Origin of the sequence: Sutcliffiella halmapala (assembly GCF_050107295.1) — a bacterium.
GTDB classification, from domain to species: Bacteria; Bacillota; Bacilli; order Bacillales; family Bacillaceae_I; genus Sutcliffiella_A; species Sutcliffiella_A halmapala_A.
Window position 1 is genome coordinate 84,231 of sequence record NZ_JBNIKR010000010.1, and the last position, 22,946, is coordinate 107,176.

23 protein-coding genes are annotated in these 22,946 nt (G+C 43.1%); 12 read left to right on the top strand and 11 right to left on the bottom strand.

Going from position 1 to position 22,946, the window contains the following annotated elements; translation table 11 throughout:
• Positions 1 to 11: 11 nt before the first annotated feature.
• The gene (locus ACQCT5_RS16580) at positions 12 to 590 is read right to left on the bottom strand and encodes a DUF2777 domain-containing protein (protein WP_386641503.1); all 579 of its coding nucleotides are present in this window, start codon (positions 588 to 590) and stop codon (positions 12 to 14) included.
• Between the two features lie 248 nt (positions 591 to 838).
• On the opposite strand from ACQCT5_RS16580, the gene asnB reads away from it, so the two are divergent.
• Complete coding sequence (asnB, locus tag ACQCT5_RS16585) at positions 839 to 2,686, top strand: asparagine synthase (glutamine-hydrolyzing) (RefSeq protein ID WP_499643263.1); 1,848 nt, start codon at positions 839 to 841, stop codon at positions 2,684 to 2,686.
• A 337-nt stretch (positions 2,687 to 3,023) separates the two neighbouring features.
• A complete protein-coding gene (locus ACQCT5_RS16590; RefSeq protein ID WP_499643265.1) occupies positions 3,024 to 3,275 on the top strand; it encodes a hypothetical protein in 252 nt (83 codons plus the stop codon).
• A gap of 68 nt (positions 3,276 to 3,343) precedes the next feature.
• On the opposite strand, the gene ACQCT5_RS16595 is transcribed toward ACQCT5_RS16590, so the two are convergent.
• The 3 genes from ACQCT5_RS16595 to ACQCT5_RS16605 form a co-directional block, all read right to left on the bottom strand.
• A complete protein-coding gene (locus ACQCT5_RS16595; protein WP_499643267.1) occupies positions 3,344 to 4,717 on the bottom strand; it encodes an ammonium transporter in 1,374 nt (457 codons plus the stop codon).
• A gap of 24 nt (positions 4,718 to 4,741) precedes the next feature.
• Entirely contained in the window at positions 4,742 to 5,083 is a 342-nt protein-coding gene (locus tag ACQCT5_RS16600) for a P-II family nitrogen regulator (protein WP_499643269.1), read from the bottom strand.
• A 207-nt stretch (positions 5,084 to 5,290) separates the two neighbouring features.
• Positions 5,291 to 6,652: an MATE family efflux transporter gene (locus tag ACQCT5_RS16605; RefSeq protein ID WP_499643271.1), complete on the bottom strand. Its 1,362-nt coding sequence runs from the start codon at positions 6,650 to 6,652 to the stop codon at positions 5,291 to 5,293.
• Positions 6,653 to 6,770: 118 nt separating this feature from the next.
• Here ACQCT5_RS16605 and ACQCT5_RS16610 point away from each other — a divergent pair, with 118 nt between their 5' ends.
• Entirely contained in the window at positions 6,771 to 7,643 is an 873-nt protein-coding gene (locus ACQCT5_RS16610) for a helix-turn-helix transcriptional regulator (RefSeq protein WP_499643273.1), read from the top strand.
• A gap of 75 nt (positions 7,644 to 7,718) precedes the next feature.
• Here ACQCT5_RS16610 and ACQCT5_RS16615 read toward each other — a convergent pair whose 3' ends face one another.
• Positions 7,719 to 9,479 carry an alpha-glycosidase gene (locus tag ACQCT5_RS16615; RefSeq protein ID WP_499643462.1) on the bottom strand — a complete coding sequence of 587 codons (1,761 nt, stop codon included), beginning with the start codon at positions 9,477 to 9,479 and terminating at the stop codon, positions 7,719 to 7,721.
• A 440-nt stretch (positions 9,480 to 9,919) separates the two neighbouring features.
• Here ACQCT5_RS16615 and ACQCT5_RS16620 point away from each other — a divergent pair, with 440 nt between their 5' ends.
• From ACQCT5_RS16620 to ACQCT5_RS16640, 5 genes are all read left to right on the top strand, one after another.
• Positions 9,920 to 11,221 carry a sugar ABC transporter substrate-binding protein gene (locus ACQCT5_RS16620; protein ID WP_499643275.1) on the top strand — a complete coding sequence of 434 codons (1,302 nt, stop codon included), beginning with the start codon at positions 9,920 to 9,922 and terminating at the stop codon, positions 11,219 to 11,221.
• An 82-nt stretch (positions 11,222 to 11,303) separates the two neighbouring features.
• Complete coding sequence (locus ACQCT5_RS16625) at positions 11,304 to 12,596, top strand: carbohydrate ABC transporter permease (protein WP_499643277.1); 1,293 nt, start codon at positions 11,304 to 11,306, stop codon at positions 12,594 to 12,596.
• Positions 12,596 to 13,438 carry a sugar ABC transporter permease gene (locus ACQCT5_RS16630; protein ID WP_499643279.1) on the top strand — a complete coding sequence of 281 codons (843 nt, stop codon included), beginning with the start codon at positions 12,596 to 12,598 and terminating at the stop codon, positions 13,436 to 13,438. Before ACQCT5_RS16625 ends, ACQCT5_RS16630 begins: the two co-directional genes overlap by 1 nt.
• A 298-nt stretch (positions 13,439 to 13,736) precedes the next feature.
• Positions 13,737 to 15,284: an alpha-amylase family glycosyl hydrolase gene (locus ACQCT5_RS16635; RefSeq protein ID WP_499643464.1), complete on the top strand. Its 1,548-nt coding sequence runs from the start codon at positions 13,737 to 13,739 to the stop codon at positions 15,282 to 15,284.
• A 108-nt stretch (positions 15,285 to 15,392) separates the two neighbouring features.
• Entirely contained in the window at positions 15,393 to 16,415 is a 1,023-nt protein-coding gene (locus ACQCT5_RS16640) for a LacI family DNA-binding transcriptional regulator (protein WP_499643281.1), read from the top strand.
• Between the two features lie 69 nt (positions 16,416 to 16,484).
• Here ACQCT5_RS16640 and ACQCT5_RS16645 read toward each other — a convergent pair whose 3' ends face one another.
• The gene (locus ACQCT5_RS16645; protein ID WP_499643283.1) at positions 16,485 to 17,348 is read right to left on the bottom strand and encodes an SDR family oxidoreductase; all 864 of its coding nucleotides are present in this window, start codon (positions 17,346 to 17,348) and stop codon (positions 16,485 to 16,487) included.
• Between the two features lie 96 nt (positions 17,349 to 17,444).
• On the opposite strand from ACQCT5_RS16645, the gene ACQCT5_RS16650 reads away from it, so the two are divergent.
• Positions 17,445 to 17,972, top strand: coding sequence for a GNAT family N-acetyltransferase (locus ACQCT5_RS16650; RefSeq protein WP_499643285.1), 528 nt, complete (start codon positions 17,445 to 17,447; stop codon positions 17,970 to 17,972).
• Positions 17,969 to 18,523: a GDSL-type esterase/lipase family protein gene (locus ACQCT5_RS16655; RefSeq protein WP_499643287.1), complete on the top strand. Its 555-nt coding sequence runs from the start codon at positions 17,969 to 17,971 to the stop codon at positions 18,521 to 18,523. Before ACQCT5_RS16650 ends, ACQCT5_RS16655 begins: the two co-directional genes overlap by 4 nt.
• A gap of 43 nt (positions 18,524 to 18,566) precedes the next feature.
• On the opposite strand, the gene ACQCT5_RS16660 is transcribed toward ACQCT5_RS16655, so the two are convergent.
• Complete coding sequence (locus tag ACQCT5_RS16660; RefSeq protein WP_417897334.1) at positions 18,567 to 19,058, bottom strand: YajQ family cyclic di-GMP-binding protein; 492 nt, start codon at positions 19,056 to 19,058, stop codon at positions 18,567 to 18,569.
• A 159-nt stretch (positions 19,059 to 19,217) separates the two neighbouring features.
• Between ACQCT5_RS16660 and ACQCT5_RS16665 the strand changes: the two genes are divergently transcribed.
• On the top strand, positions 19,218 to 20,087 hold the full coding sequence (locus tag ACQCT5_RS16665; RefSeq protein ID WP_499643289.1) for a CvfB family protein: 870 nt from the start codon (positions 19,218 to 19,220) through the stop codon (positions 20,085 to 20,087).
• 330 nt (positions 20,088 to 20,417) lie between these two features.
• Here ACQCT5_RS16665 and ACQCT5_RS16670 read toward each other — a convergent pair whose 3' ends face one another.
• The gene (locus tag ACQCT5_RS16670) at positions 20,418 to 20,549 is read right to left on the bottom strand and encodes a DUF3941 domain-containing protein (RefSeq protein WP_386641564.1); all 132 of its coding nucleotides are present in this window, start codon (positions 20,547 to 20,549) and stop codon (positions 20,418 to 20,420) included.
• Positions 20,550 to 20,620: 71 nt separating this feature from the next.
• Complete coding sequence (locus ACQCT5_RS16675) at positions 20,621 to 21,484, bottom strand: DegV family protein (RefSeq protein WP_499643292.1); 864 nt, start codon at positions 21,482 to 21,484, stop codon at positions 20,621 to 20,623.
• A 197-nt stretch (positions 21,485 to 21,681) separates the two neighbouring features.
• On the opposite strand from ACQCT5_RS16675, the gene ACQCT5_RS16680 reads away from it, so the two are divergent.
• On the top strand, positions 21,682 to 22,527 hold the full coding sequence (locus ACQCT5_RS16680; protein ID WP_499643294.1) for a YitT family protein: 846 nt from the start codon (positions 21,682 to 21,684) through the stop codon (positions 22,525 to 22,527).
• 48 nt (positions 22,528 to 22,575) lie between these two features.
• Here ACQCT5_RS16680 and ACQCT5_RS16685 read toward each other — a convergent pair whose 3' ends face one another.
• Together ACQCT5_RS16685 and ACQCT5_RS16690 are read right to left on the bottom strand one after the other, a co-directional pair.
• Positions 22,576 to 22,773 carry a DUF3813 domain-containing protein gene (locus ACQCT5_RS16685; RefSeq protein WP_499643296.1) on the bottom strand — a complete coding sequence of 66 codons (198 nt, stop codon included), beginning with the start codon at positions 22,771 to 22,773 and terminating at the stop codon, positions 22,576 to 22,578.
• A gap of 3 nt (positions 22,774 to 22,776) precedes the next feature.
• Positions 22,777 to 22,929 carry a hypothetical protein gene (locus ACQCT5_RS16690; RefSeq protein ID WP_386641577.1) on the bottom strand — a complete coding sequence of 51 codons (153 nt, stop codon included), beginning with the start codon at positions 22,927 to 22,929 and terminating at the stop codon, positions 22,777 to 22,779.
• Positions 22,930 to 22,946: the final 17 nt, after the last annotated feature.

Below are 22,946 nucleotides of genomic sequence, written 5' to 3' on the forward strand. Positions count from 1 at the left end.
AACGGTGCTTTTCATTCCGCTTTCCGGCGCTCCAAGTTCGTAAACAAGTAGCGTTTGCCGGTCTGTAGCGTATATTCGAAACGGTCGGAGTGATGCTTTCCTCTTGTAAAGTGATGCTGCACACTGCATATGAAGGTTTCATTGTCATAGACAAAGAAATTTACGCCTTTATGGTCTTTGCCGGTCTCCATGAATTGCATCGCATTATGGCAAAAGATGCAGTCATAAAGAGAAATCTTGGAGGAATTAAGGAGCTTTGTAAAATGGAAAAAGGCATCCTCTGAAAGTTCTTCCAAAAATTCCATATATGCCAATGGAAGCCGTTTTCTGACTCTGACCGCATCTCCATTATTCAGTTCATATAAATGCTGGGTTTGAAGCAATACCTCTCCTGTTTCCAGAAGGACGCCAGGAACCCATTCATTGGATAATAAGACTTCTATTCCGTCCTCTGTTATTTCCTCCAGCAAAAAGGCTTCATCATCCTCCGCTTCAAAAAAAATCCACTGCTCATTAATGTTCTCGATGGTCCCACAGGTATAGGAACGTTTTTGTCCGTATATGATGTTTTTTCTTTTTTGCAGATTCACAGGGCTTCCTCCAATGCGAAACATAGTAGTCTTAGGAATCTTCTCTTTTCCCAATTCTGTCCCACTTTCAAAACCTTTAAACAGGGACTCTCTTACTTACTTACATTCCCCATCTTTTGAAAAAATATATGGTAGAAAGACGAACATGGAAAAATGATGGATGTGTAGCAATAATTCATGGTATAAGCCCCAATTGCATAGTATAAAAAAGCCTTGTTCTGTTTTAAAAAAGGAGTGGTAAGCATACTATGTGTGGAATTACTGGATGGATAGATTATCAGAAATCAATCATGCAAGAGGAGCATACGGTTAAAAAAATGGCTGAAACATTATCGTTCAGAGGGCCTGATGATACAAATATTTGGATGCAGGATCATGTGGGATTTGGGCATAAACGCCTTGTAGTGGTAGATCCCCAGGGGGGCGTGCAACCGATGACCAGAAAGAAGAACGGTCATCAGTTCACCATCTGCTACAACGGGGAGCTGTATAATACGGAGGATATCCGAAAAGAGCTCCTGAAAAAGGGATATAACTTCAGTGGACATTCCGATACGGAAGTGCTGCTGACATCCTATATGGAATGGAAGGAGGAGTGTGTTCATCATCTCAATGGAATCTTTGCTTTTGCTGTTTGGGATGAGGAGAGGGAGCAATTGTTTATTGCCAGGGACCGCCTGGGGGTAAAACCATTATTCTATCATGAAAAGGACGGGAAACTATTATTCGGTTCTGAAATAAAAGCAATTCTCGCACATCCAACCATTACAAGTGCAGTGGGACATGACGGTTTGGCCGAGATTTTCGGACTCGGGCCATCACGATCTCCGGGACATGGACTTTTCAAGGATATCAAGGAGCTTCGGCCTGCCCATCTATTAACCTATTCCAGAAAAGGGCTTAAAATCAGCCGCTATTGGAATGTAGTAAGCAATCCGCATACGGATAGCTTTGATGAAACGGTGGAAAAGGTCCGCGCACTTTTTACGGATGCCGTTACCAGACAATTGGTTTCAGACGTTCCTGTATGTACTTTTCTATCAGGGGGATTGGACTCGAGCGCTATTACAGCGATTGCCGCAAATGCATTCAAAGAAGAAGGAAAATCTCCATTACACACCTATTCCATCGATTATGAAGAAAATGATAAATATTTTAAAGCCAATGAATTCCAGCCAAACTCGGATGAATATTGGATTCGGAAAATGACAGAGTCCTTTGGAACGGTCCACCATTACTCCGTCATCTCACAGGATAACTTGGTGGCGAATCTGAGAGAGGCTGTGCTTGTGCGCGATCAGCCGGGGATGGCGGATATCGATTCCTCCCTGTTGTGGTTCTGCAGGGAAATCAAACAGAATTATGTGGTAAGTCTATCCGGAGAGTGCGCCGATGAAATTTTTGGTGGTTATCCTTGGTTCCATCGACCTGAGGACCTTGCTGCAAAGAATTTCCCTTGGATGCGATCAACGGATGCGAGAATGGACCTGCTTCGTCCGGAATGGAAGAAAAAGCTGCAACTGGACGATTATATTACAGCCCGTTTTGAAGAGACGGTTGCAGAAACTCCGCGTTTAGATGGCGAGAGCAGTTTGGAGGCACGGAGAAGAGAGCTATTTTACCTGAATATGATTTGGTTCATGACGACATTGCTTGATCGCAAAGACAGAATGAGTATGGGAGCGAGCCTCGAGGTGCGAGTACCTTTTGCTGACCACCGCATTGTAGAGTATGTCTGGAATATCCCGTGGGAAATGAAGATGCATGGCAACAGGGAAAAAGGTCTGCTTCGAAAAGCACTGGAGGGTGTATTGCCTGATGAGGTACTGTACCGTAAGAAGAGTCCTTACCCCAAAACCCATCATCCGATCTATACGCAAGGAGTTAAAAAATGGTTGAATGAAATTCTTCAATATAAACAGACGCCATTGCTTGAATTCTTCCAAAAGGAAAAACTGCAGCAGATTGTCGATTCTGAAGGAAAAGCTTTTCAGGTTCCCTGGTTTGGTCAGCTGATGACAGGTCCCCAATTATTGGCGCATCTTGCACAAATTCACGTATGGTTTACAGAATACGGTGTTACGATAAAAGAATAAATGGTTTAACAGTATATTGGTATTGCTCTCCCTCAAACATTAGACTGAGGGAGGATTTTTTATTGAAAAAATAGGACATGCCCTGATCTACTATCGGCAAGCGGACATGGAGTTGCAGTTATGGTAAAACAAGCATATGTAGGTGGAGCGGAAAGGTTATTTTTTGCTTTTTTTTCATAAAGTTTATTGCCTTAAATAAGGCTATCCTTAATACTTGATTTCCCGCAACCTATCAGGCAAAAATGAAGCTGAATACCTCCTAGATTATAGGGGAATATGGTATGATTAGGTAAATATCGGCGTTAGAAAATTGGCTGGGTAAGGTGGGGTAGATCAAATGAAGCTCAAAACACTGTTATATCTTTCTTCTTCTGTCATTGCATTATTAGTAGTGAATCTAGTAGATAAGTATTATTATAAAATGTCATTATTGGTCAGCTTTGGATTGCTATTGGTCATTCACTTTATTCTTTTCTACCTGATCGATGTCATCTTACAGAAGAAAGAAAGAGCCGTTGGAAAGGGGACGGGAATCACCTATATTTTCTTCCTGTTCTGTGTTTCGATTTCGGTTGTCTACTTGATATAATACATCAAAAAGCGATCCAAACAGAATGGATCGCTTTTTGATGTATTATAATTTCCTTTTATTTAAAACTAAACTTGCTTGGCTTTCTGTTTGGTGCTTCCCAGGTTATTTAACCGGTGGACGAGACCAGTTCCGAATTCCGGTGCAGAGCTGTTATCAGAGAATACAGATTCTCTGAGCTCGTAGGCGGAGGAACCGTGCTCAGCAAAATCCAGACCTGAAATTTCTTCTTCCTTTGTAACACGGATGCTGGCAAAGCGGGTAACAAGGAAAAGGAAAAGGGCTACTGTTGCTACGGTCCATGCTATTACCGCCAAGATTCCTATTGCCTGGATTCCCAATTGACCCGCACCGCCGCCATAGAAAAGTCCGGTTGAAGTGGAGAATAATCCTACAGCAAGTGTACCCCAAATACCGCACACTCCATGTACGGCAATCGCCCCGACAGGATCATCCAGTTTTAACACTCTGTCAATGAAGGAAACCGATTCAACCAGTATCACACCTGCGATAAGACCGATTATGATGGCGCCGACCGGTGAAACATCACCGGTTCCTGCAGTAATCCCTACCAAACCTGCCAATGCTCCGTTCAGCGTAAGGGATGCATCCACTCGCTTATAGCGCAACTGAGAATAAAAAGCGGAGGCGATTACCCCTGCAGAAGCCGATAATAGGGTGGTCGTAATGACATGGGGGATAAGCTCTGGATCAGCAGCCAGCGTGCTCCCTCCGTTAAATCCGAACCATCCGAACCAAAGAATGAAAACTCCCAGAGCGCCTAAAGGGATATTATGACCCGAAATGACATTCACTTTACCGTTTGAATATTTGCCAAGTCTTGCACCTAAGAATCGAACTGCCACAACAGCACCGAGCGCTCCAGTCAGATGCACGACCGTGGACCCCGCAAAGTCAGTAAAGCCCATTTCAGCCAGCCAGCCTCCGCCCCAAACCCAATGTCCCACAACTGGATAGATCAAAGCGGTCATCACAACCGTGATAAGGATATAACTGCTAAGCTTCATTCTTTCTGCCACTGCCCCGGAGATAATTGTTGCGCATGTGGCAGCAAACATTGCCTGGAAGACGAAGAAGCCGATGTCCCCTTCACGTCCTGAAAGAAAGAATCCTTCTGTCCCGATGAAGCCCCCAGAAGATGAACCGAACATAAAGGCATATCCAACTGCCAGATAGAGGATGGAACCGATGGAAATGGTAAGAAAGTTTTTCATCAGGATATTAAGAGAGTTCTTAGAACGTGTAAACCCTGACTCCACCATCGCAAATCCTGCATGCATAAAGAATACGAGCAATGCACCAATCATGATCCACACCATATCCATGGAAATGCTCAATGTTTCCACTGTAGGTGCTTGGGCATGTGTTGTAGAACCAAGCAATAAGCCGCCTGTCATCAATAAACCGATTTTCTTTTTCATATAGATCAACCCTTTCTGGAATGGTTAGATAATTGCAAGTTTGCCAGTTTCCCCGGTACGAATACGAATGGCATCTTCAATATGGTAGATAAATATTTTTCCGTCCCCAACAGAATTGGTACTGCATGTTTCCTGGATGATCTGGACGATTTCATCGACAAACTCCGATTCTACGACCATTTCGACTTTTACTTTCGGGAGGAGTTTGATTTCAAACGTATTTCCTCGAAATACACCCTGCTGTCCTTTTTGCTGACCGCATCCTGCCACCTCGGAAACGGTCAGGCCGTTTATTCCTACTTCTTCGAGGCGTTCACGAAGGCTGCGAAATGTTTCTGGACGAATGATTGCTTCCACCTTTTTCATTATCATCTCTCCTTTTTCTATAATGTTATATTTCCTAACATCATATGGTATGTTTATTATCATATTTCATATTTATGTACATTGCAATACGAATTTTCGAAAAATTCAGGCGAAAACGTTTACAAGTATGTAAGGAATCCTGACAATCGTCTAAAAACATAAAGAAACACCCCCTATTAAGGGAGTGCATCTGTTATTTGTATTTTATCAGGAAGCATTTTTCGATTCTGATACAACAAAAGATTTATTTACCCAGACTTTGGACCTCCAGCGTCGAAGCATGATCAGGCCTCTGAGCCATTCATCTATGATCATGGCAATCCAAACCCCTACAAGGCCAAGGCCGAAATGGATCCCAAGCACATAGGAGACAGTTACGGCAATGCCCCACATGGATAGGATTCCTACATACACAGGGAATTTTACATCCCCTGCAGCACGCAGCGAGCTGATGACCACCAGATTAAAGGAGCGGCCGGGTTCCAATATGATCGTAAGGAGAATCAGGGTACCTCCAAGTGCGATAATATCAGGATTGGTAGTGAAAAATCCTAAAAGGGTATCAGAGAATATCGCAATTGGTATTGCCGTAAGGATGCTTATTAAAATTGCCAAACGCAAGCTTTTTATACACCGTTTATATGCATCCTCTATATTGCCTGCTCCGATCTGGTGGCCGATCATGATTTGCGTACCTTGACCGATGGCAACACCGAAGAGGAAAATGAACATCATCAAGCTTTGTGCATATACCTTGGTGGTTAACGCTTCCGTTCCGATCATCACGATGAAAAAGGTGATGACGATCTGGGAGGTATTATAGGAAAGATGTTCTCCTGCAGAAGGAATGCCGATTCTCAACAGATTTTTCAAATGGTCCATCGGTAATTTGAAAATTCTTTTGAAAGGAAGCGGTTCTTCAATGCGCTTAAATAGCAAGACTGTGATTACGATGAGTCCAAGTGCACGGCTCACAACGGTCGAAAGGGCTACTCCCTCCACTCCGAGTACAGGGATTCCGAATGGCCCGAAAATGAACAGGTAATTACCGATGACATTCAGGATATTCATTCCGATCGTCACATACATTGCATCCCGGGTAAATCCATAGCTTCTGATGGTGGCTCCCATAGTAATGACAAGTGCCTGAACAAATGAGAATACCCCGACGATTTTCAGATAGGAATCAGCCTCTGCCAGGAGCTCCGGAGGAAGATTCATTAGCAACAGTAATTGTGAACTGAAACCAAAGACGATCAGGCTTATGACAATACTGAATGCAAGGTTGGCACCGAGGGAAACAACAGTCACTTCAGACGCTAAGGTCCTATTTTTTGCTCCAAGGTACTGAGCGACCAGGATGGAGGTACCCGTTGCGATAAAGCCGAACATGACAATAAGCATGAATAACAGCTGATTTGCAACCCCGACGGCTGCTACAGAGTCATCCGAGTACTGGCTCAGCATCAGGATGTCTGCATTTCCCATTACCATATGCAATAATACTTCTATGAAAATTGGCCAGGTTAAGGCAAAAAGGGTCAATTTCTTCGTGTTTGTGTCTTTCATTACGTTACTCCTTTTGATGATTCCGACATAAAACAATTTATAGTTTAACCGGATTTTATTATAATAGAAAGAGATGATTTCGATACTTATTGGAGTATTACGACATGAGGTGTAAAGAATGTCAATGATTGCGCTTTCGATTCCTCCTTTCCCGACTTTTATCAGAGGGGGAGAATTCACCTTCCAGAAGGGGAAGAGCCACTTTACCAGAGTGTTTACCGTCTTTGATCTGCTATATGTAACAAAAGGAACACTCTATATGCAGGAGAATGAAGAAAGATTTGAAGTGAAAGAGGGCCAGTATGTAATCCTGGTTCCGGGAAAAAGGCATACAGGATACAAAGGGTGTGAAGAGGATACCACGTATTTCTGGCTGCACTTTGTCATTCCGAACGATGAGTATCAAGTGGTGGGCACAAAGGAATTGGATTGGTCCTACGTCTATAAAAAGGAGCCGACATTCATAGAACCTGGCCACTATCGGTTTCACATACCCCAGTATGCCGAGGTGAAAAGAAGAGAGATTGTGGAACAGCAGCTTGAAAATATGTTGAGTATCAGTGACGGGGATGCACATCTACCGGACGACTATCTGAAGCAGCAAATCTATTTTTCTGAGTTCATTTTACAGCTTCAAAAAGAAGCGTTTTCCATCCCGAGCGCTACAGAAAAGGTATGCGAGCTGGCCATGAAACTGATACAGGAAAACTACCAGAGTCCGATAAGCATGACATGGTTGAAGGAAGAGCTGAATTTTCATCCCGATTACATCACAAGATGCATGCAAAAAACGATAGGGATCAGCCCTGTACAATATTTGACCCATTTCAGGCTGCATCAGGCAAAACGACTGCTGGTCGAGACGGAATATAAAGTATCCACAATTTCGCGCGAAGTAGGCATAGAGGATGTCACCTATTTTTCCAAGCTGTTCAAAAAGATGGAAGGGACCACGCCGATGGAGTATAGAAGGCTTGTGCATCGGAAATAGTTGACCGTGGACAAAATCAAAAAAGCCTCATCTGCAAGCAGCCAAGCGTGCAGATAAGGCTTTTTTCGCTAATACTTATTTATAAGCTAAAATCTTGAACCCATATGCAGGAAGCTTTGCCTGCAAAACATCTGCATCAGCAGCAAACTCCTCGTCGTTCCAAATATCATGCAGCACTTTTCCTTGCGTCCCATCAGGCAGCGTCACTACCAATTCCTGATCACTGTTATTAACGATGAACAAGATTGTTTCCTCTTCGGATGTTTTTTCGTACATCACATGATTGGTCTCATTGTTCGCTTGGATAAATCGTATGTCCCCGTGGTTCCCGAATGTCGGACGATCTTTTCTAAGATGGGTAAGCTTTTTCACAAAAGCAAACATGTCCTCGTCTTGATCCTCTTTATCCCAAATCATACACTTGCGGCAGCCTGGATCCTGCTCGCCGGTCATGCTGATTTCGTCTCCATAGTATATGCAAGGTGCACCGATGAAGGAAAGCTGGAATAGAAATAAAAGCTTCAGTTTGTTCTTGTCTTCGTCACAAATCGTCAGGATCCGTGGAGTGTCATGGCTTCCTAGTAGATTGAAGGCTACCTCATTTACGTTCTTCGGATAAGAGTGGAGAACTTTCGTAATCGATTGAGCGAAATCCTCCGCTTTTGTATTGTTTTTTGCAAGATAGTCCAATGTTGCAGTTGTAAAAGGATAGTTCATGACCGCATCGAACTGGTCGCCTTGTAGCCACGGCATGGAATCGTGCCAGATTTCCCCTAGGATATAGACATCTTCTTTTTCCGCTTTCACTGCTTGTCTGAATTCTCTCCAAAACTGGTGGTCCACTTCATTTGCTACGTCGAGTCTCCAGCCGTCGATGTTGAACTCTCTTACCCAGTAGCGTCCCACTTCAAGTAAATAGTCTTTCACTTCCTGGTTTTCCGTATTTAATTTCGGCATATCCGATACGAAAGCAAATGCGTCATAGTTTGGCTTTGGCTTCGTTTGAACCGGGAAGTCCCAAATGTGGAACCAGTCTTTATACTTGGAAGACTCTCCATTTTGCAATACATCCTGGAATGGGGCCCAGTAGTATCCGCTATGGTTGAATACCGCATCGAGCATCACCTTGATTCCATGTTCGTGACAAGTTTCTACCAGTTTTTTGAATGTCTCTTTATTTCCGAACTGAGGATCGATTTCCATATAATCGATCGTATCGTATTTATGGTTGGAACGTGCTTTGAAGATAGGAGTGAAATAGATTCCCGTTATTCCAAGGTCAACAAGATGATCGAGGTGCTCAATGACTCCTTCGAAATCCCCGCCAAACAAGTTGGTTGTAGTAGGTTCAGTGCTTCCCCAAGGAAGAGTACCCTCTGGATCATTATCCTTATTCCCGTTTGCAAACCTTTCAGGGAAAATTTGATACCAGATTGTATCCTTTGCCCATGTAGGTGCACGGAACACATCTGCTTTATTCAAGAAAGGAAAACAGAAGTATAGACCGCAATCCTTCGGTTCTTCTTCATAGAAGCCTTTTTCTGTAAGTGTCAGATTTTCTTCCTTTGAAGTAAGAGAGAAACCGTAGCGGAGCCTTCTGAATTCTGGGGATACTTCTGCAAGCCAATAGTCATATAGATCATCTGAGCCTGACTTTGTCATAGGTGTTTTTGTCGAGAGCCATTCGGAATTTTCCCATACATATGGATCACCATGGATCAATTCCACCGAATCTACATCATTCTTCTTTGTCTGAAGACGAATGTGAAGTGTAGTGTCGTTGTATGCGTATGCAAAATTGTTTTTAGGGCGATGGTAGATCGCTTCTTTCAGCATCATATATTCAACCTCTCCTTTATGCAATCGCTTGCATCTAATGTGAGAAAAAAATGGTTGAAATCGCTTCATTGCCATTTTATTCAACATAACCTTAAGTCAAATTGAAATCGTTGTCAATGAAAAGCAGAGTAGAGCGGGGGGTGCGGAGAAAATGTGTTGGACGATCGTCTGGAGGATTCATTATCAAAATGATAGAAAGCCAGGCGTAGCAATGGATTATCGATAGATAGGAAGTATAGGAGACGTTGATCTCTATAAATATATCAAATTTTTTAAAAAAACAGGTTGTCAATTGGGTGAATACATGTATAATAAAAAGTGAAAGTTGTGCAATCGTTTTCACGAAAATGTAAGCGCTAAATGATTTCGCTTACATGATAATGCAACCGCTTGTACAAACTAGTAAAAGATATACTTAAAATGACGGAGGGGTCAATATGAAGAAGTTCCTAGTAATGTTAATGGTTGCGGTCCTTACTCTAGGTGTTCTTGCTGCTTGTGGTCCACAGCGCGACAGAAACACTGGCGAAGGCAACGGCAACGGAAATGCTGCAAACAATGGTGAAGGCACGACAACTGAAGGTGTAGAAAAACCAGAAAAGCTTACAGTATGGGTAAATGATCAAGAAGAGCAAAAAGCAGCTCTTGAAGAAATCTTTGCTGCTTACACTGAAGAAACTGGAATCAAAGTAGAAGCTACTGGAATTTCAATGCTTGATCAAATCGAAGTATTAGCGCTTGACGCTCCTTCTGGAAAAGGTCCAGATATTTACTTCCAACCACACGATCGTATCGGTGATATCGTTCTTCAAGGTTTAGCTGATCCTATCGACTTAGGTGAAGATGCTGCGAAATACAGCGAAACTGCTATGGATGCAGTAACTGTTGACGGAGAAGTTTACGGTGTGCCTCAAGTTATTGAAACTTACGGATTATTCTATAACAAAGACCTAGTATCAGCTGAAGAAGTTGCTACTATGGAAGGTTTAATGAAAGTTGCTGCTGATCAAACAGATCAAGCACAAGACAAATATGGTTTCTTAATGGAAGCTACTAACTTCTATTTCATCTATCCTTTCTTCGCTGGTAACGGCGGATACGTATTCAAGAACGATGGATCTGGCTTCGATGCTAAAGATATCGGTCTTGCAAACGAAGGTGCAGTTGAAGGTGGAGAATTGGTACAATCTTGGTTCTCTAATGGCTATATTCCTAAAGAAATCAACGGAGACATCATGAATGGTTTATTCACAGGTGGTAAAGTTGCTTCTGTAATCACAGGTCCTTGGAATATCCCAACTTATAAAGAAGCTTTAGGAGACAAATTAGGTACTGCTACACTTCCTAAGCTTGACAATGGAGATGTTCCTAAATCTTTCGTTGGTGTTAAGACTTGGATGTTGAGCTCTTACTCTGAAAACCAAGAGTGGGCAATCGACTTGATGAAGTTCGTAACTAACTACGACAATGCAATGAAATACTACTCTGCAGCTGGTGAAATGCCTGCCCTTCAAGAAGCTCTTGAAAGTGATGAAATCGCTAACGACGAATTAATCGGTGCATTCGCTGAGCAAACTCAATACGGTGAGCCTATGCCGAATATTCCACAAATGCAACAAGTTTGGGATCCTATGGGTTCTGCACTTCAATTCATTGCTAATGGCGACGACGTTGCAGACGTTCTAGCTGAAGCGAAACAACAAATTGAAGATAAAATTGCTGCAAGTGGAGCACAGTAACAATTAAGAGTTAGAAGTTGGTGGATAGATAAAGCTTGTAGCTTGTCTATCCACTATTATTCTTTAAGAAGGAGGATCTGCTATGCCTGAGACAGCAACAACTGCAATGAGGAAACATAACCCGACCTTAGCCATGATCCTTTCCATTTTGTTTGCAGGGTTAGGGCAACTGTATAACCGCAGATATGCGAAAGGTATTGCATTCATTATCATCGAGGCTTCATTTTTGATTACATTCTGGAATTTTTTGAGCTGGGGCTACTGGGGTATTTTCACTTTAGGGGAAATACCTAAGGTTGACCACTCCATCTTTTTATTAATACAAGGTATTATCTCCATCATCATTACGATCTTTGCTGCAGGGCTGTACTATTTAAATGTCATGGATGCCAAAAATAATGCAATTGATATTAAATTGGGAAAACGCAAACCAAGTGTAATGGAAGGTCTGAGAAACTTCTATGATACTGGTTTCCCTTACTTTATGGTTATTCCAGGACTTATCATGCTTGTTTTTATTGTTGTATTGCCTTTGCTATTCATGGTATCTCTTGCATTTACCGATTACAATCTATACAATTCCCCTCCAAGAAACTTACTTAGTTGGGTAGGATTTGATAACTTCACCAATCTGGTATCGATTCCACTCTGGAAATCCACTTTCCTTAGCGTTTTCTCTTGGACAATCGTATGGACTGTTGTCGCAACTACGTGTCAAATTGTGCTAGGACTTATATTGGCGTTACTTGTTAATGACCCCCGTGTTAAATATAAACGCTTTATACGTACCATACTAATTTTACCTTGGGCTGTACCAGCCTTCGTTACAATCTTGATTTTTGCTGCAATGTTCAATGATCGCTTCGGAGCCATCAATAGAGATATTCTTGGCACGATTGGAATGGCTCTTCCATGGTTGACAGACCCATTCTATACAAAAATTGCGATTATCATGATTCAGACCTGGCTTGGTTTCCCGTTCGTATTTGCACTACTTACAGGTGTACTTCAAAGTATTTCTAAAGACTGGTACGAGGCTGCGGATGTAGATGGAGGAACTCGCTTCCAGAAGTTCCGTTTCATTACGCTTCCACATATTCTTTTTGCAACTGCTCCATTAATGATTATGCAGTATGCTGGAAACTTCAATAACTTTACGATCATTTATCTGTTCAACCAAGGTGGACCCGCGGTTCGTGGTCAAAATGCGGGCGGATCGGATATCCTTATCTCCTGGGTATACAAATTAACGTTTGAGACGAACAACTATAACATGGCAGCGGCCATTTCTATCCTACTTGGATTGATTGTCGCAGGATTTGCCTTCTTCCAGTTCCGTCGTACTCGTTCGTTTAAAGAGGAGGGGAATATTTAATGAACACAAAAACTAAATCCAGACTGGAAGTTTCACTCATCTACTTGTTCATAGGTTTCATGTTCATCATTATTGCCTATCCGCTACTATGGACAGTCGGTCTATCTCTCAATCCGGGAACAAGTCTTTATTCTGCTTCCATGATTCCAGAAAACTGGTCACTGACGCATTACAAATGGCTGTTTACTTCACCCCAGAGTGATTATTTAACTTGGTACAAAAATAGTATCCTTGTTGCAGTGGGCAACTCGTTCTTTTCTGTTCTGATCACGTCATTTGTAGCTTATGCATTTTCACGCTACCGTTTCCGTGGAAGAACCTATGGATTGTATGCATTCTTATTGCTTCAAATGTTCCCGGCTTTAATGGCAATGGTTGCAATCTATATCCTATTGAACCTTATTGGACTAGATGATTCATTGATTGGATTGACACTTGTTTATATTGGTGGACAAATCCCATTCAACGCTTGGCTTGTAAAAGGTTATTTTGACACGATTCCAAAAGAATTGGATGAAGCGGCACGCATGGATGGTGCAGGACACTTTGGTGTATTCTTCAAAATCATGCTTCCACTTGCGAAACCAATTCTGGCAGTAGTGGCACTATTCAACTTTATGGCACCGTTCACGGACTTCCTGTTACCGCGTATCATCTTAAGAAGCCCGGAAAAATTCACACTGGCACTTGGATTGTTCAACTTTATCAATGCTCAGTTCGCAAACAACTTTACCCGATTTGCCGCAGGTTCCATTCTCATCGCCATCCCGATTGCGTTGATGTTCCTATTCCTGCAGCGCTATCTGATTGCGGGATTAACTGCCGGTGGTACAAAAGGATAATAATAGTATATAATCGTTTATGGAAAGCAAAGGTTCTTTTATTTTTATGGCTGTGTTGAAGAATAGTGATAGTTCTTGAAGGTCACTAGCTGTTGATTGGAGCAATAGGCGAAGACTCCTGCGGGAGGTAGCGCTTAGTGGAGACCCCGCAGGCAAAGCCGAGGAGGCTCCACAAGCGCCCCGCGGAAAGCGAAGCCTAGTGCGGAAATCAACAGCGGTGTTAACAGAGCCGTTCTTTTAATAGAAGGAACACAAAGCGAAAACTACTAAAACGATTTAAGGGAGGGAAGCGGAATTGATGAAAAGAGTGATGGGGCTCATTCTCATTCCGTTTCTTCTTTTTTCTGCATGGTTCGTACATCCAGTTCAACCTGTAAAAGCTGAAAAAGAAGAACACGCATGGCAAGATGAGATGATCTATTTTATTATGATCGACCGCTTTAACAACGGAGACACTACTAATGATTTCGCAGTGGACCGAGATGATCCGAAAGCCTATCATGGCGGGGATTTCCGTGGAATTATAGAAAAACTTGATTATATCAGGGATATGGGGTTTACGGCACTTTGGCTTACCCCGATTGTGAAAAATGAGGATAAAGGCTACCACGGCTACTGGACAGAGGACTTCTATGATACCGAGGAGCATTTCGGAACGATTGAAGAATTCAAAGAGCTAGTAAAGGAAGCGCACAAACGTGACATTAAAATCATTGTGGATATTGTGGTGAACCATACAGGCTATCAGCATGCCTGGTTAAAGGAACCCGACAAAGCTGATTGGTTTCATCCAAAGAAGGATGTAAGAGACTGGGAAGACCAGGATGAGGTGGAGAATGGCTGGATTTATGGCTTGCCGGATCTGAACCAGGAAAATCCTGAGACGCGTCAGTATTTACTGGATATGGCCAAATGGTGGATTGAAGAAACAAACATCGATGGCTATCGACTGGATACCGTAAAACATGTCCCTAAGGAATTCTGGACTGAATTCGCACAGGAAATGAAATCCGTTAAGGAAGACTTCTTTTTAATAGGAGAAGTCTGGAATGATGATCCGCGTTATGTGGCTTCATATGAGGAAACGGGAATCGATTCATTCGTAGATTTCCCTACGTATAATGAAATAACTCGTGTATTCTCTGCACCTGATCAGTCCCTGAGTCGATTGGATACCGTATGGGCACATAACCAGAATTTCTACTCCAATCCATATATCATGGGGAAATTCATAGATAATCATGATGTGGAGCGCTTTACAAGAGAAGCAATCAAGAAGAAACAGTATCCCCCTGCAAGAATAAAGCAGGCACTTGCATATCTCTATACCGCTCCTGGGATTCCAATTGTGTATTATGGTACGGAAATTGCCCTGGATGGCGGACCGGATTCGGATAACCGCCGTGATATGAACTTCCGTGCGGAGCAAGAGATTGTGGACTATGTAACCAAGCTTGCAGAACTAAGAAGCAGCATGCCGACATTGACACATGGAAGCTTTGAGATGCTTTATGAAGAAGGCGGTATGGCCGTATTCAAGCGTGAATATGAGGAAGAGGCGACCATTATTGCAATAAATAATACAACAGGCACTCAAGTTGCACCGATAAAACAGGACTTGTTAGGTGAAGAGCTTGAGCTTCGCGGCACCCTGAGTGATGAGCTGGTCCGCAATAGCAACGGCGAATACTTAATCAGCCTGGACCGTGAAACAGCAGAGATCTACACGGTGAGTGAGGATTCTGGTGTGAATGTTCCATTCGTAGGGGCAATGGCACTTATATACGGTGGCTTTGTCGCATTCATTGTGGCTGCTGTAGTCAGACGCAGAAAAAAGAAAGAATAACTTTTTGTGGATACATTTTCATTTATTGAAGATGTTCCATGTGGATAAATGTATCCGTTTACACGATTACAATTTTTAGTTTCATTTCAAAAGGGAGGGGATAGGTGCATGGCAGTTACGATAAAAGATGTAGCCAAGATTGCCAATGTTGCACCTTCCACAGTTTCTCGCGTGATCGCGAACAGTCCGCGAATAAGTGAAAAAACAAAAAAACGCGTGAGAGAAGCAATGGAAGAGCTTGGGTATCATCCAAACTTTATCGCTAGAAGTCTGGCAAACCAAACCACACAGGTTATTGGACTTGTGATGCCGGCTTCAGCTGATAAAACATTTCAAAATCCTTTTTTTCCGGAAGTGCTAAGGGGAATAAGTACGGCGGCACATGAAAAGCAGTATGCACTTCAAATGTCCACAGGGGAAACGGCAAACGAAATTCTCGAAGGTGTGATGCAGATGGTGCAGGGACGCCGAGTAGACGGGATCATTCTGCTGTACTCAGCAGTTGAGGATAAAATTATCAAGTATTTGCAAAAAGAGTGTTTTCCGTTTGTCGTGATCGGGAAGCCTTTTGAGCAGGTTGAAGAGATTACACATGTGGACAATGACAATTACCGGGCAGCAAAAGAAGCGACCGAGCATCTGATAGACCTTGGGCACAAGCGTGTGGCATTTGTCGGAGGAAGCATCCAGCTTGTGGTGACAATCGACCGACTTCTGGGGTATGAAAAAGCGTTGCGCACAGCGGAAATTCCTTACAAGGATGAATACATTATCCACGAGGAGTTCCTAAAAGAGGGTGGACAGGAAGCGGTATCCGAACTGCTTAGTTTGGAAGAGCCACCAACGGCCCTCGTGGTAGCCGATGATCTGATGGCATTGGGAATCCTGAATACACTACACGATATGGGAATCGATGTGCCCGAACAGATGTCGATAGTCAGCTTCAACAATGTCCTGTTGGCTGAAGTGGCACGCCCGCCTTTGACCTCGGTGGACATCAATATCTTTCAACTTGGGTTTCAGGCAGCGAAAACACTGATCCAGAAGGTGAAGGATCCAACTGAACCGACGAAACGAATCATCATTCCTCATAGTATGGTAAAGCGCCAGACGTGCAAGGAATACATTTGATTTTCATGAAAAACCAGTCTCCATTTCGAGACTGGTTTTTATTTATCATGGGAATTGTATTTTAAAACCTCACCCATTCACAATTTTTCCGCCATTCACATGCAAAATCTGTCCTGTCATGTAGGAAGAATCATCACTCGCAAGAAAAACGTAGCTTGGTGCCACCTCTTCCGGTTGTCCAGGTCGCTTCATCGGGGTATTCGCGCCGAAGCTTGCCACCTTGTCAGCTGAAAAAGTGGAGGGAATCAATGGCGTCCATATCGGACCAGGTGCGACACCGTTTACCCGGATCCCTTTCCCTACCAGCTGCAGCGCTAGGGATCTTGTGAAGGTAACGATTGCACCTTTGGTCGCTGAATAATCAAGCAGGGTTTCATTCCCCGCATATGCGGTTACTGATGCGGTATTAATAATGGAACTTCCTCCTGTCAGATAGGGCATTGCCGCTTTTGTCAGATAGAAGAAAGAAAATATATTGGTACGGAACGTCTTTTCCAGCTGTTCAGCAGTGATATCCTCTATTGATTCCTGAGGATGCTGTTCGGCTGCGTTATTTACAAGGATATCCAATTTATTGAAGCTGGATATACATTCATCGATGAGCCTCTTACAAAACGATTCCTGTCCTATATCCCCTGAAATCAAAAGGCATTTCCGGCCTTCCTGCTCCACTTGCCTTTTCGTTTCATTTGCATCATTATTTTCACTTAAATAGGCTATCACGACATCGGCACCTTCTTTTGCAAAAAGGATGGCTGCTGCACGCCCGATTCCACTGTCACCCCCGGTAATGATGGCGACTTTACCTTTGAGCTTTCCACTTCCCTTATAGGAAGAATCCTCGGATTTTGGTGCTGGAACCATTTCAGACTCCAGTCCCGGCTGCTGATTTTGATGCTGTGCAGGCAAGGTTTTCTTTGTTTGATTTGACATGTGGACACCTCCAATAATTCTTTCATATTATTGGGAAAACGCTTATAATTTATCCTAATAAAGCTAGAACATTACAAGAGGAAATGAGGGGGAACGATGGGGGAGATAATAGTCCGTGAGGCAACAAAGGTTGATGCACCATCAATGATTGAACATAGCAGAATAGCATATTCAGAAAGCAGGAACCTTCTAACCACACCGGAAGAATTCACTATTACAGTCGAAGAGGAGCTCCGCTGGCTTGCAGATATGAGGGCTAAGAACAATCTCGTACTTGTTGCACAACAGGATAACCGGATAATCGGAATGCTGAGTGCGCAAAGGGGATCTAGAAAACGGGTCCAGCACAATTGCCAATTCGGAATCAGCATTCAGGAAGCTTATTGCAATAACGGGCTCGGCTCAAGGATGATTACTATGCTTCTGGATTGGGCTGCTTTGGATCCGATCATTGAAAAGGTCACCTTGGAAGTTTTCTCACACAATGATAGAGGAATACATGTATATGAAAAGCTCGGTTTCAAGGTGGAAGGCAGAAAAGAAAAGCATGCAAAGTTTGATGATGGGACATATGCAGATGAGTATGTAATGGGCAGATTTGTAAAAGGGAGTGGGAATGAATGAAAACGTTGGTATGCTTTGGTGATAGCATTACGGCAAATGAATACGACGTTGAAGGCCGAGAAAGGTTGACACCTCGGATTGCAAAGGAAATGCATGATTGGAAGGTTGTGAACCGTGGGATATCTGGGAATACCACTGTCGATGCCCTGCTGAGAATCAAAGAGGATGTTATGGACCATCAGCCGGACCTAGTCACAGTATTACTTGGAGCCAATGATTCTGCCATTCACCGGAACGTAGACATAGAGTTGTACGAAGAAAACCTGAGAAGTATTACCAGGACGATTGGTCCCGAAAAAACATTATTAATCAGTGCAGCTCCTGTTGTAGAGTCAAGGCAGGATGCAAGGAAAAATGAAACGCTTCAAGGGTTTGCAAGTGTGGTGGAAAAGGTTGCAGCTGATACAGGGGCACACTATCTTAACTTTTTTGCAAAGATGATTGGTCACACAGGCTATGAGGATTTCCTAACGGAGGACGGATTGCATTTCAATTACAAAGGGTATGAATTTCTATCAGAAGCGATTCTGACAAAATTAAAAAGTATCTAAAAAAGTGCCAGTACCCTGTGATGGGCCTGGCACTATGTATTTTTTAGCGGTAGTTCACAAACTGCAGATCAATATCAAGGTCTGCTGCTCTTAATGCGGCGATAACCTGTTGCAGGTCATCACGGTTCTTGCCTGTTACGCGCACCTGGTCGTCCTGGATCTGGGTTTTTACTTTCAAGCCGGAATTCTTGATGATGGTGTTGATCTTCTTTGTGTACTCTTTATCAATACCTTGAACCAATGTTCCGCGCTGGCGTACAGCACCTTTGGATGCATCCTCGATTTTACCGTATTGGATATTTTTCGTCGGAACATTGCGTTTGATCATTTTGCTTACCAGGACATCCTTCAGCTGGTCGAGTTTGAACTCACTGTCGGAAAGCAGGACAAGTTCCTCCTTCTCCAGTTTGATGTCACTGACAGAGCCTTTGAAATCAAAGCGGTTTTGAATCTCTTTCAAGGCAATATTGATGGCATTTGTTACTTCTGCTAAATCTACTTTTGAAACAATATCAAAGGAGCTTTCTTTAGCCATGGGAAATCCCTCCATTTAATGTTTAAAATTTTACCAAAAGGCAATAGAATAAAAAAACATCGCATTCTGTTCTTAATTATAGTAGAATGAAGCGGTTTGGACAACTTAATGAAAGTCGGGTACACTTTACATAAGAACGGATGAAAAGGAATGGTAGGAATGGCTTTGGAAACAGGTACAGTTTTAGAGTTGACAGTGGATAGGGAAACCCCACTTGGATATATGCTCACGGATGGGGAAGAGACCATCCTGCTTCATAAGAATGAAGCGACAAGGGAACTGCAGCAGGATGAAACTGTTGAGGTCTTTCTTTATTCAGATCAGAAAAGCCGCATTACTGCAACGATGACGATTCCTAAAGGGCTTAATGGCCATGAATGGATGGAAGTGGTGGAGGTTCTGCAGGGGCTTGGCGTTTTTATCAATATCGGAATTGCCAAGGATGCATTGATTCCAGAGGATGATCTGCCGGTATTTGAAGATGTTTGGCCACAAGTGGGAGACCTGCTGCTATGCCGCGTGAAGACAGATCGCAGGGGCAAATTGATTGGTAAGCTTGCGTCTCAGGATGTCATGCTGGATCGCTCCATCAACGCTCCAACAGACATCGTAAACCAGAATGTCCAAGGGACGATCTATCGACTGCTGAAGGTCGGCAGCTATATGATTACCAATGAGGGATATGTCGGGTTTATTCATCACTCGGAACGAAAGGAAGAGCCGAGATTGGGCGGCATCGTCGAAGGCAGAGTGATTGGTGTGAAGGATGATGGCACCATCAACGTCTCCTTACTTCCTCGAAAACAGGATGCCATGGATGATGATTCCAAAGCGATCATGGATTACCTGGAGATGCGTGGAGGAGCAATGCCGTACAGCGATAAGAGTGCACCGGAGGATATCAAAGAACGTTTCCTGATCAGCAAAGCGGCATTTAAGCGTGCAATGGGGAAACTCCTCAAGGAAGGCCTGGTTACACAGAAGGAAGGCTGGACTTATTTGAAGAAAGAGGAAGAGCAAGGGGAATAGTTTTTACTGTTTAATGAAGCGCGGGGTGGTGAACCCGCGCTTTTTGTATTTGGATGGTGGAATTTGATTGGATTCGCGTTCTGTCGAGATGTGTAGTTTCGTCGATATCAGAGTGATTTTCATGGATAAATGAATATTTTCGTTGAAATCACATGTGAAATCGTTGATATCCGGAAATTTTCATTGATATACCACTCAAAACCGTTGATATCCCGAATAATACCAATTCAGGTCGTCTATTAATTGACGGGACTCCCGCCTTTGGATAGGGAAAATACCTCCTGATACGAAAAATCAAAAAGCCCGGCTCCAAAAAGCCGGGCTTTCCCATCATAAATGATCTGTTTTCTTGGAATATTGACGTTCGCCGTTCTTGCGGCTCTTTTCGCGTTCCATGTTCTTTTCATGGCGTTTGGCGTTGTTGTCTTTCGCTTTTTTATCATTGTCGCTTGTATGTGGCATTAGATGTACCCCTTTCACAATAAGGATAGGAATAGGTTATCCAAATGCTGAAGCTACTATGTGCCTGTTAATCATGCTTTGTGATCATTCAGGAAGAATAACGCAATCGTGCCCGGTCCTGCGTGGGCACCGACCGCTGATCCGATTGTAGTTATCGTGAAATTGCTGCAATCAGACGACTCCTGTATCATCTCCTGAAGTGCAATGGCAGTAAGTTCGTCGTCACCGTGGCTGATTCCCACCCGTTGATTTTCAGCTGAGAACCCGTTTCGCTCTTTCATGACTTCTAGCATTCGGCGCAGCACTTTTTTCCGTCCGCGGATTTTTTCAAGAGGAATAAGCTTCCCATCCTCCATATGGAGTAAAGGCTTTATATTCAAAAGTCCGCCAACAAATGCAGACGCCTTGCTGACACGTCCGCCCCGAGCCAAATATTCAAGATTATCCACTGTGAATACATGTTCCATATGGGATATGTCATAGTCGATATTAGCTAGGATGTCCTCTTTGGAAGTACCATTTGCGGCTAATTCGGCAGCATGCTTCACTACAAGCCCCAAACCGAGGGAAGCGCACTTTGAATCAATGATGGTGAGATCAAGGTTTGGATGTTCCTCCATGACCTCTTGCTGCATCAAAACAGCCGTTTGATATGTACCTGACAGTTCAGAGGAAAAGGCGATATAGATGGCAGTTTGCCCTTTTTCTGCAATTTTGGTAAAAAGTTCTTTCATTGTATTAGGGGATGCCTGGGAGGTTTTTACAACCTGGCCTTCACGCATAGAGTTATATACAGTAGAGGAGTCGATCGTTACCATATCCTCATATTCCGTTTCGCCGAATAAGACTTTTAGTGGAAACAGTTCTACATGATCCTGGATAAAAAAGTCTTTTGGTAAGTCGCTGGCACTATCTGCAATGATTTTTATTGTCATTCTGTCACCTTCTTTATTATACTTACATCCATGTATTCTTTTTGTTCCCTGCCGTGGAAGATTACTCCTTTTTTTCAGTTTACCTATTAAATGAAAACTCTTCAAGAAAAGAAATCGCAGCAATCGTTTGAGATGGGTAAAAAGAGGAAAAATACATAGAATAAGGCAGTAGGTTGGTTAGGAGGTTATAGAGTCATATGATGATGCAACAGCATGTGAAGAAAGTATTGATCGTTTTAATCGGGGCATTTCTGAATGCCATTGCAATGAATTTTTTCTTAATACCCGCAGATGTGTACGCAAGTGGTTTTACAGGGGTGTCGCAGCTGATATTCAGGATCTCCGAGGATTATTTACCGTTTACCATTTCCACAGGTATTTCGTTGTTTCTATTAAATATTCCAGTGACGATATTAGCATGGAAAAAAGTAGGTCGTTCTTTTACCATTTATAGTTTCTTAAGTGTGTTCCTGATGTCCCTGTTTCTCGAGATTGTCCCTATCTATAAGGTGAATGACGATATTCTCCTCAATGCAGTATTCGGTGGAGTCATTGCAGCTGTAGGGGTTGGATTAACCCTGAAGTGGGGGGCTTCAACTGGAGGATTGGATATTATCGCCATGATCCTTTCACGAATGAAGGACAAGCCTGTTGGAACCTATTTCTTCGCATTGAATGCCGTGATCATTATCACAGCTGGACTTGTGTTCGGTTGGGAAAAAGCGCTTTATACACTCGTGACGCTATATGCATCAACAAGGGTAATTGATGCGATTCATACACGCCATGAGAAATTAACGGCCATGATTGTCACGAAAAAAGGCAAGGATGTCAAGGATGCGATCCATGCAAAAATGGTTCGTGGAATTACATCTGTCCCTGCTAAGGGTGCATTTACTGGCGAAGACAAGGAAATGCTGATGATTGTCATTACCCGGTATGAAATGTATGACTTAGAACGCATCATCAAGGATGCTGATCCCAATGCTTTCACCAATATTGTCCAGACTGCTGGCATCTTTGGATTTTTCCGCAAGGACTGATAGCAGAAAAACAGCGCAGCCTCCTCCGAGAGTGGCTGCGCTGTTTTTTTACTTACCTTCTAATGATTGCAAACGGTCCTGCAGTTCCCGAAGCTGGCGTTGTTCTGCCTCGGTTGTGTTTGCATAGGCGGAGGATAATGCGTTCTTTGCAACATCTATTTCATTTTGTACGGATGAAGACTGCATGTTGGCTTTTTCCGCATTCATGACTGCCTCACGTGCGGATTGAAAAAGCTGATTGCCCATAATCTAAAACCCTCCAAGCGAGTTCTGTTCTGCCTTGTGGGCTTTGCGTTCCTCAGCTTGCTCCATTGTCAGATGGTACGGGATTTGCTGATCATGCTGCTGTACAGAGTTCTTGCCTTGTTGTACAAAACGTTTGGATTTGCTGCTTCTACCCATTATGAAAGCCCCCCTTT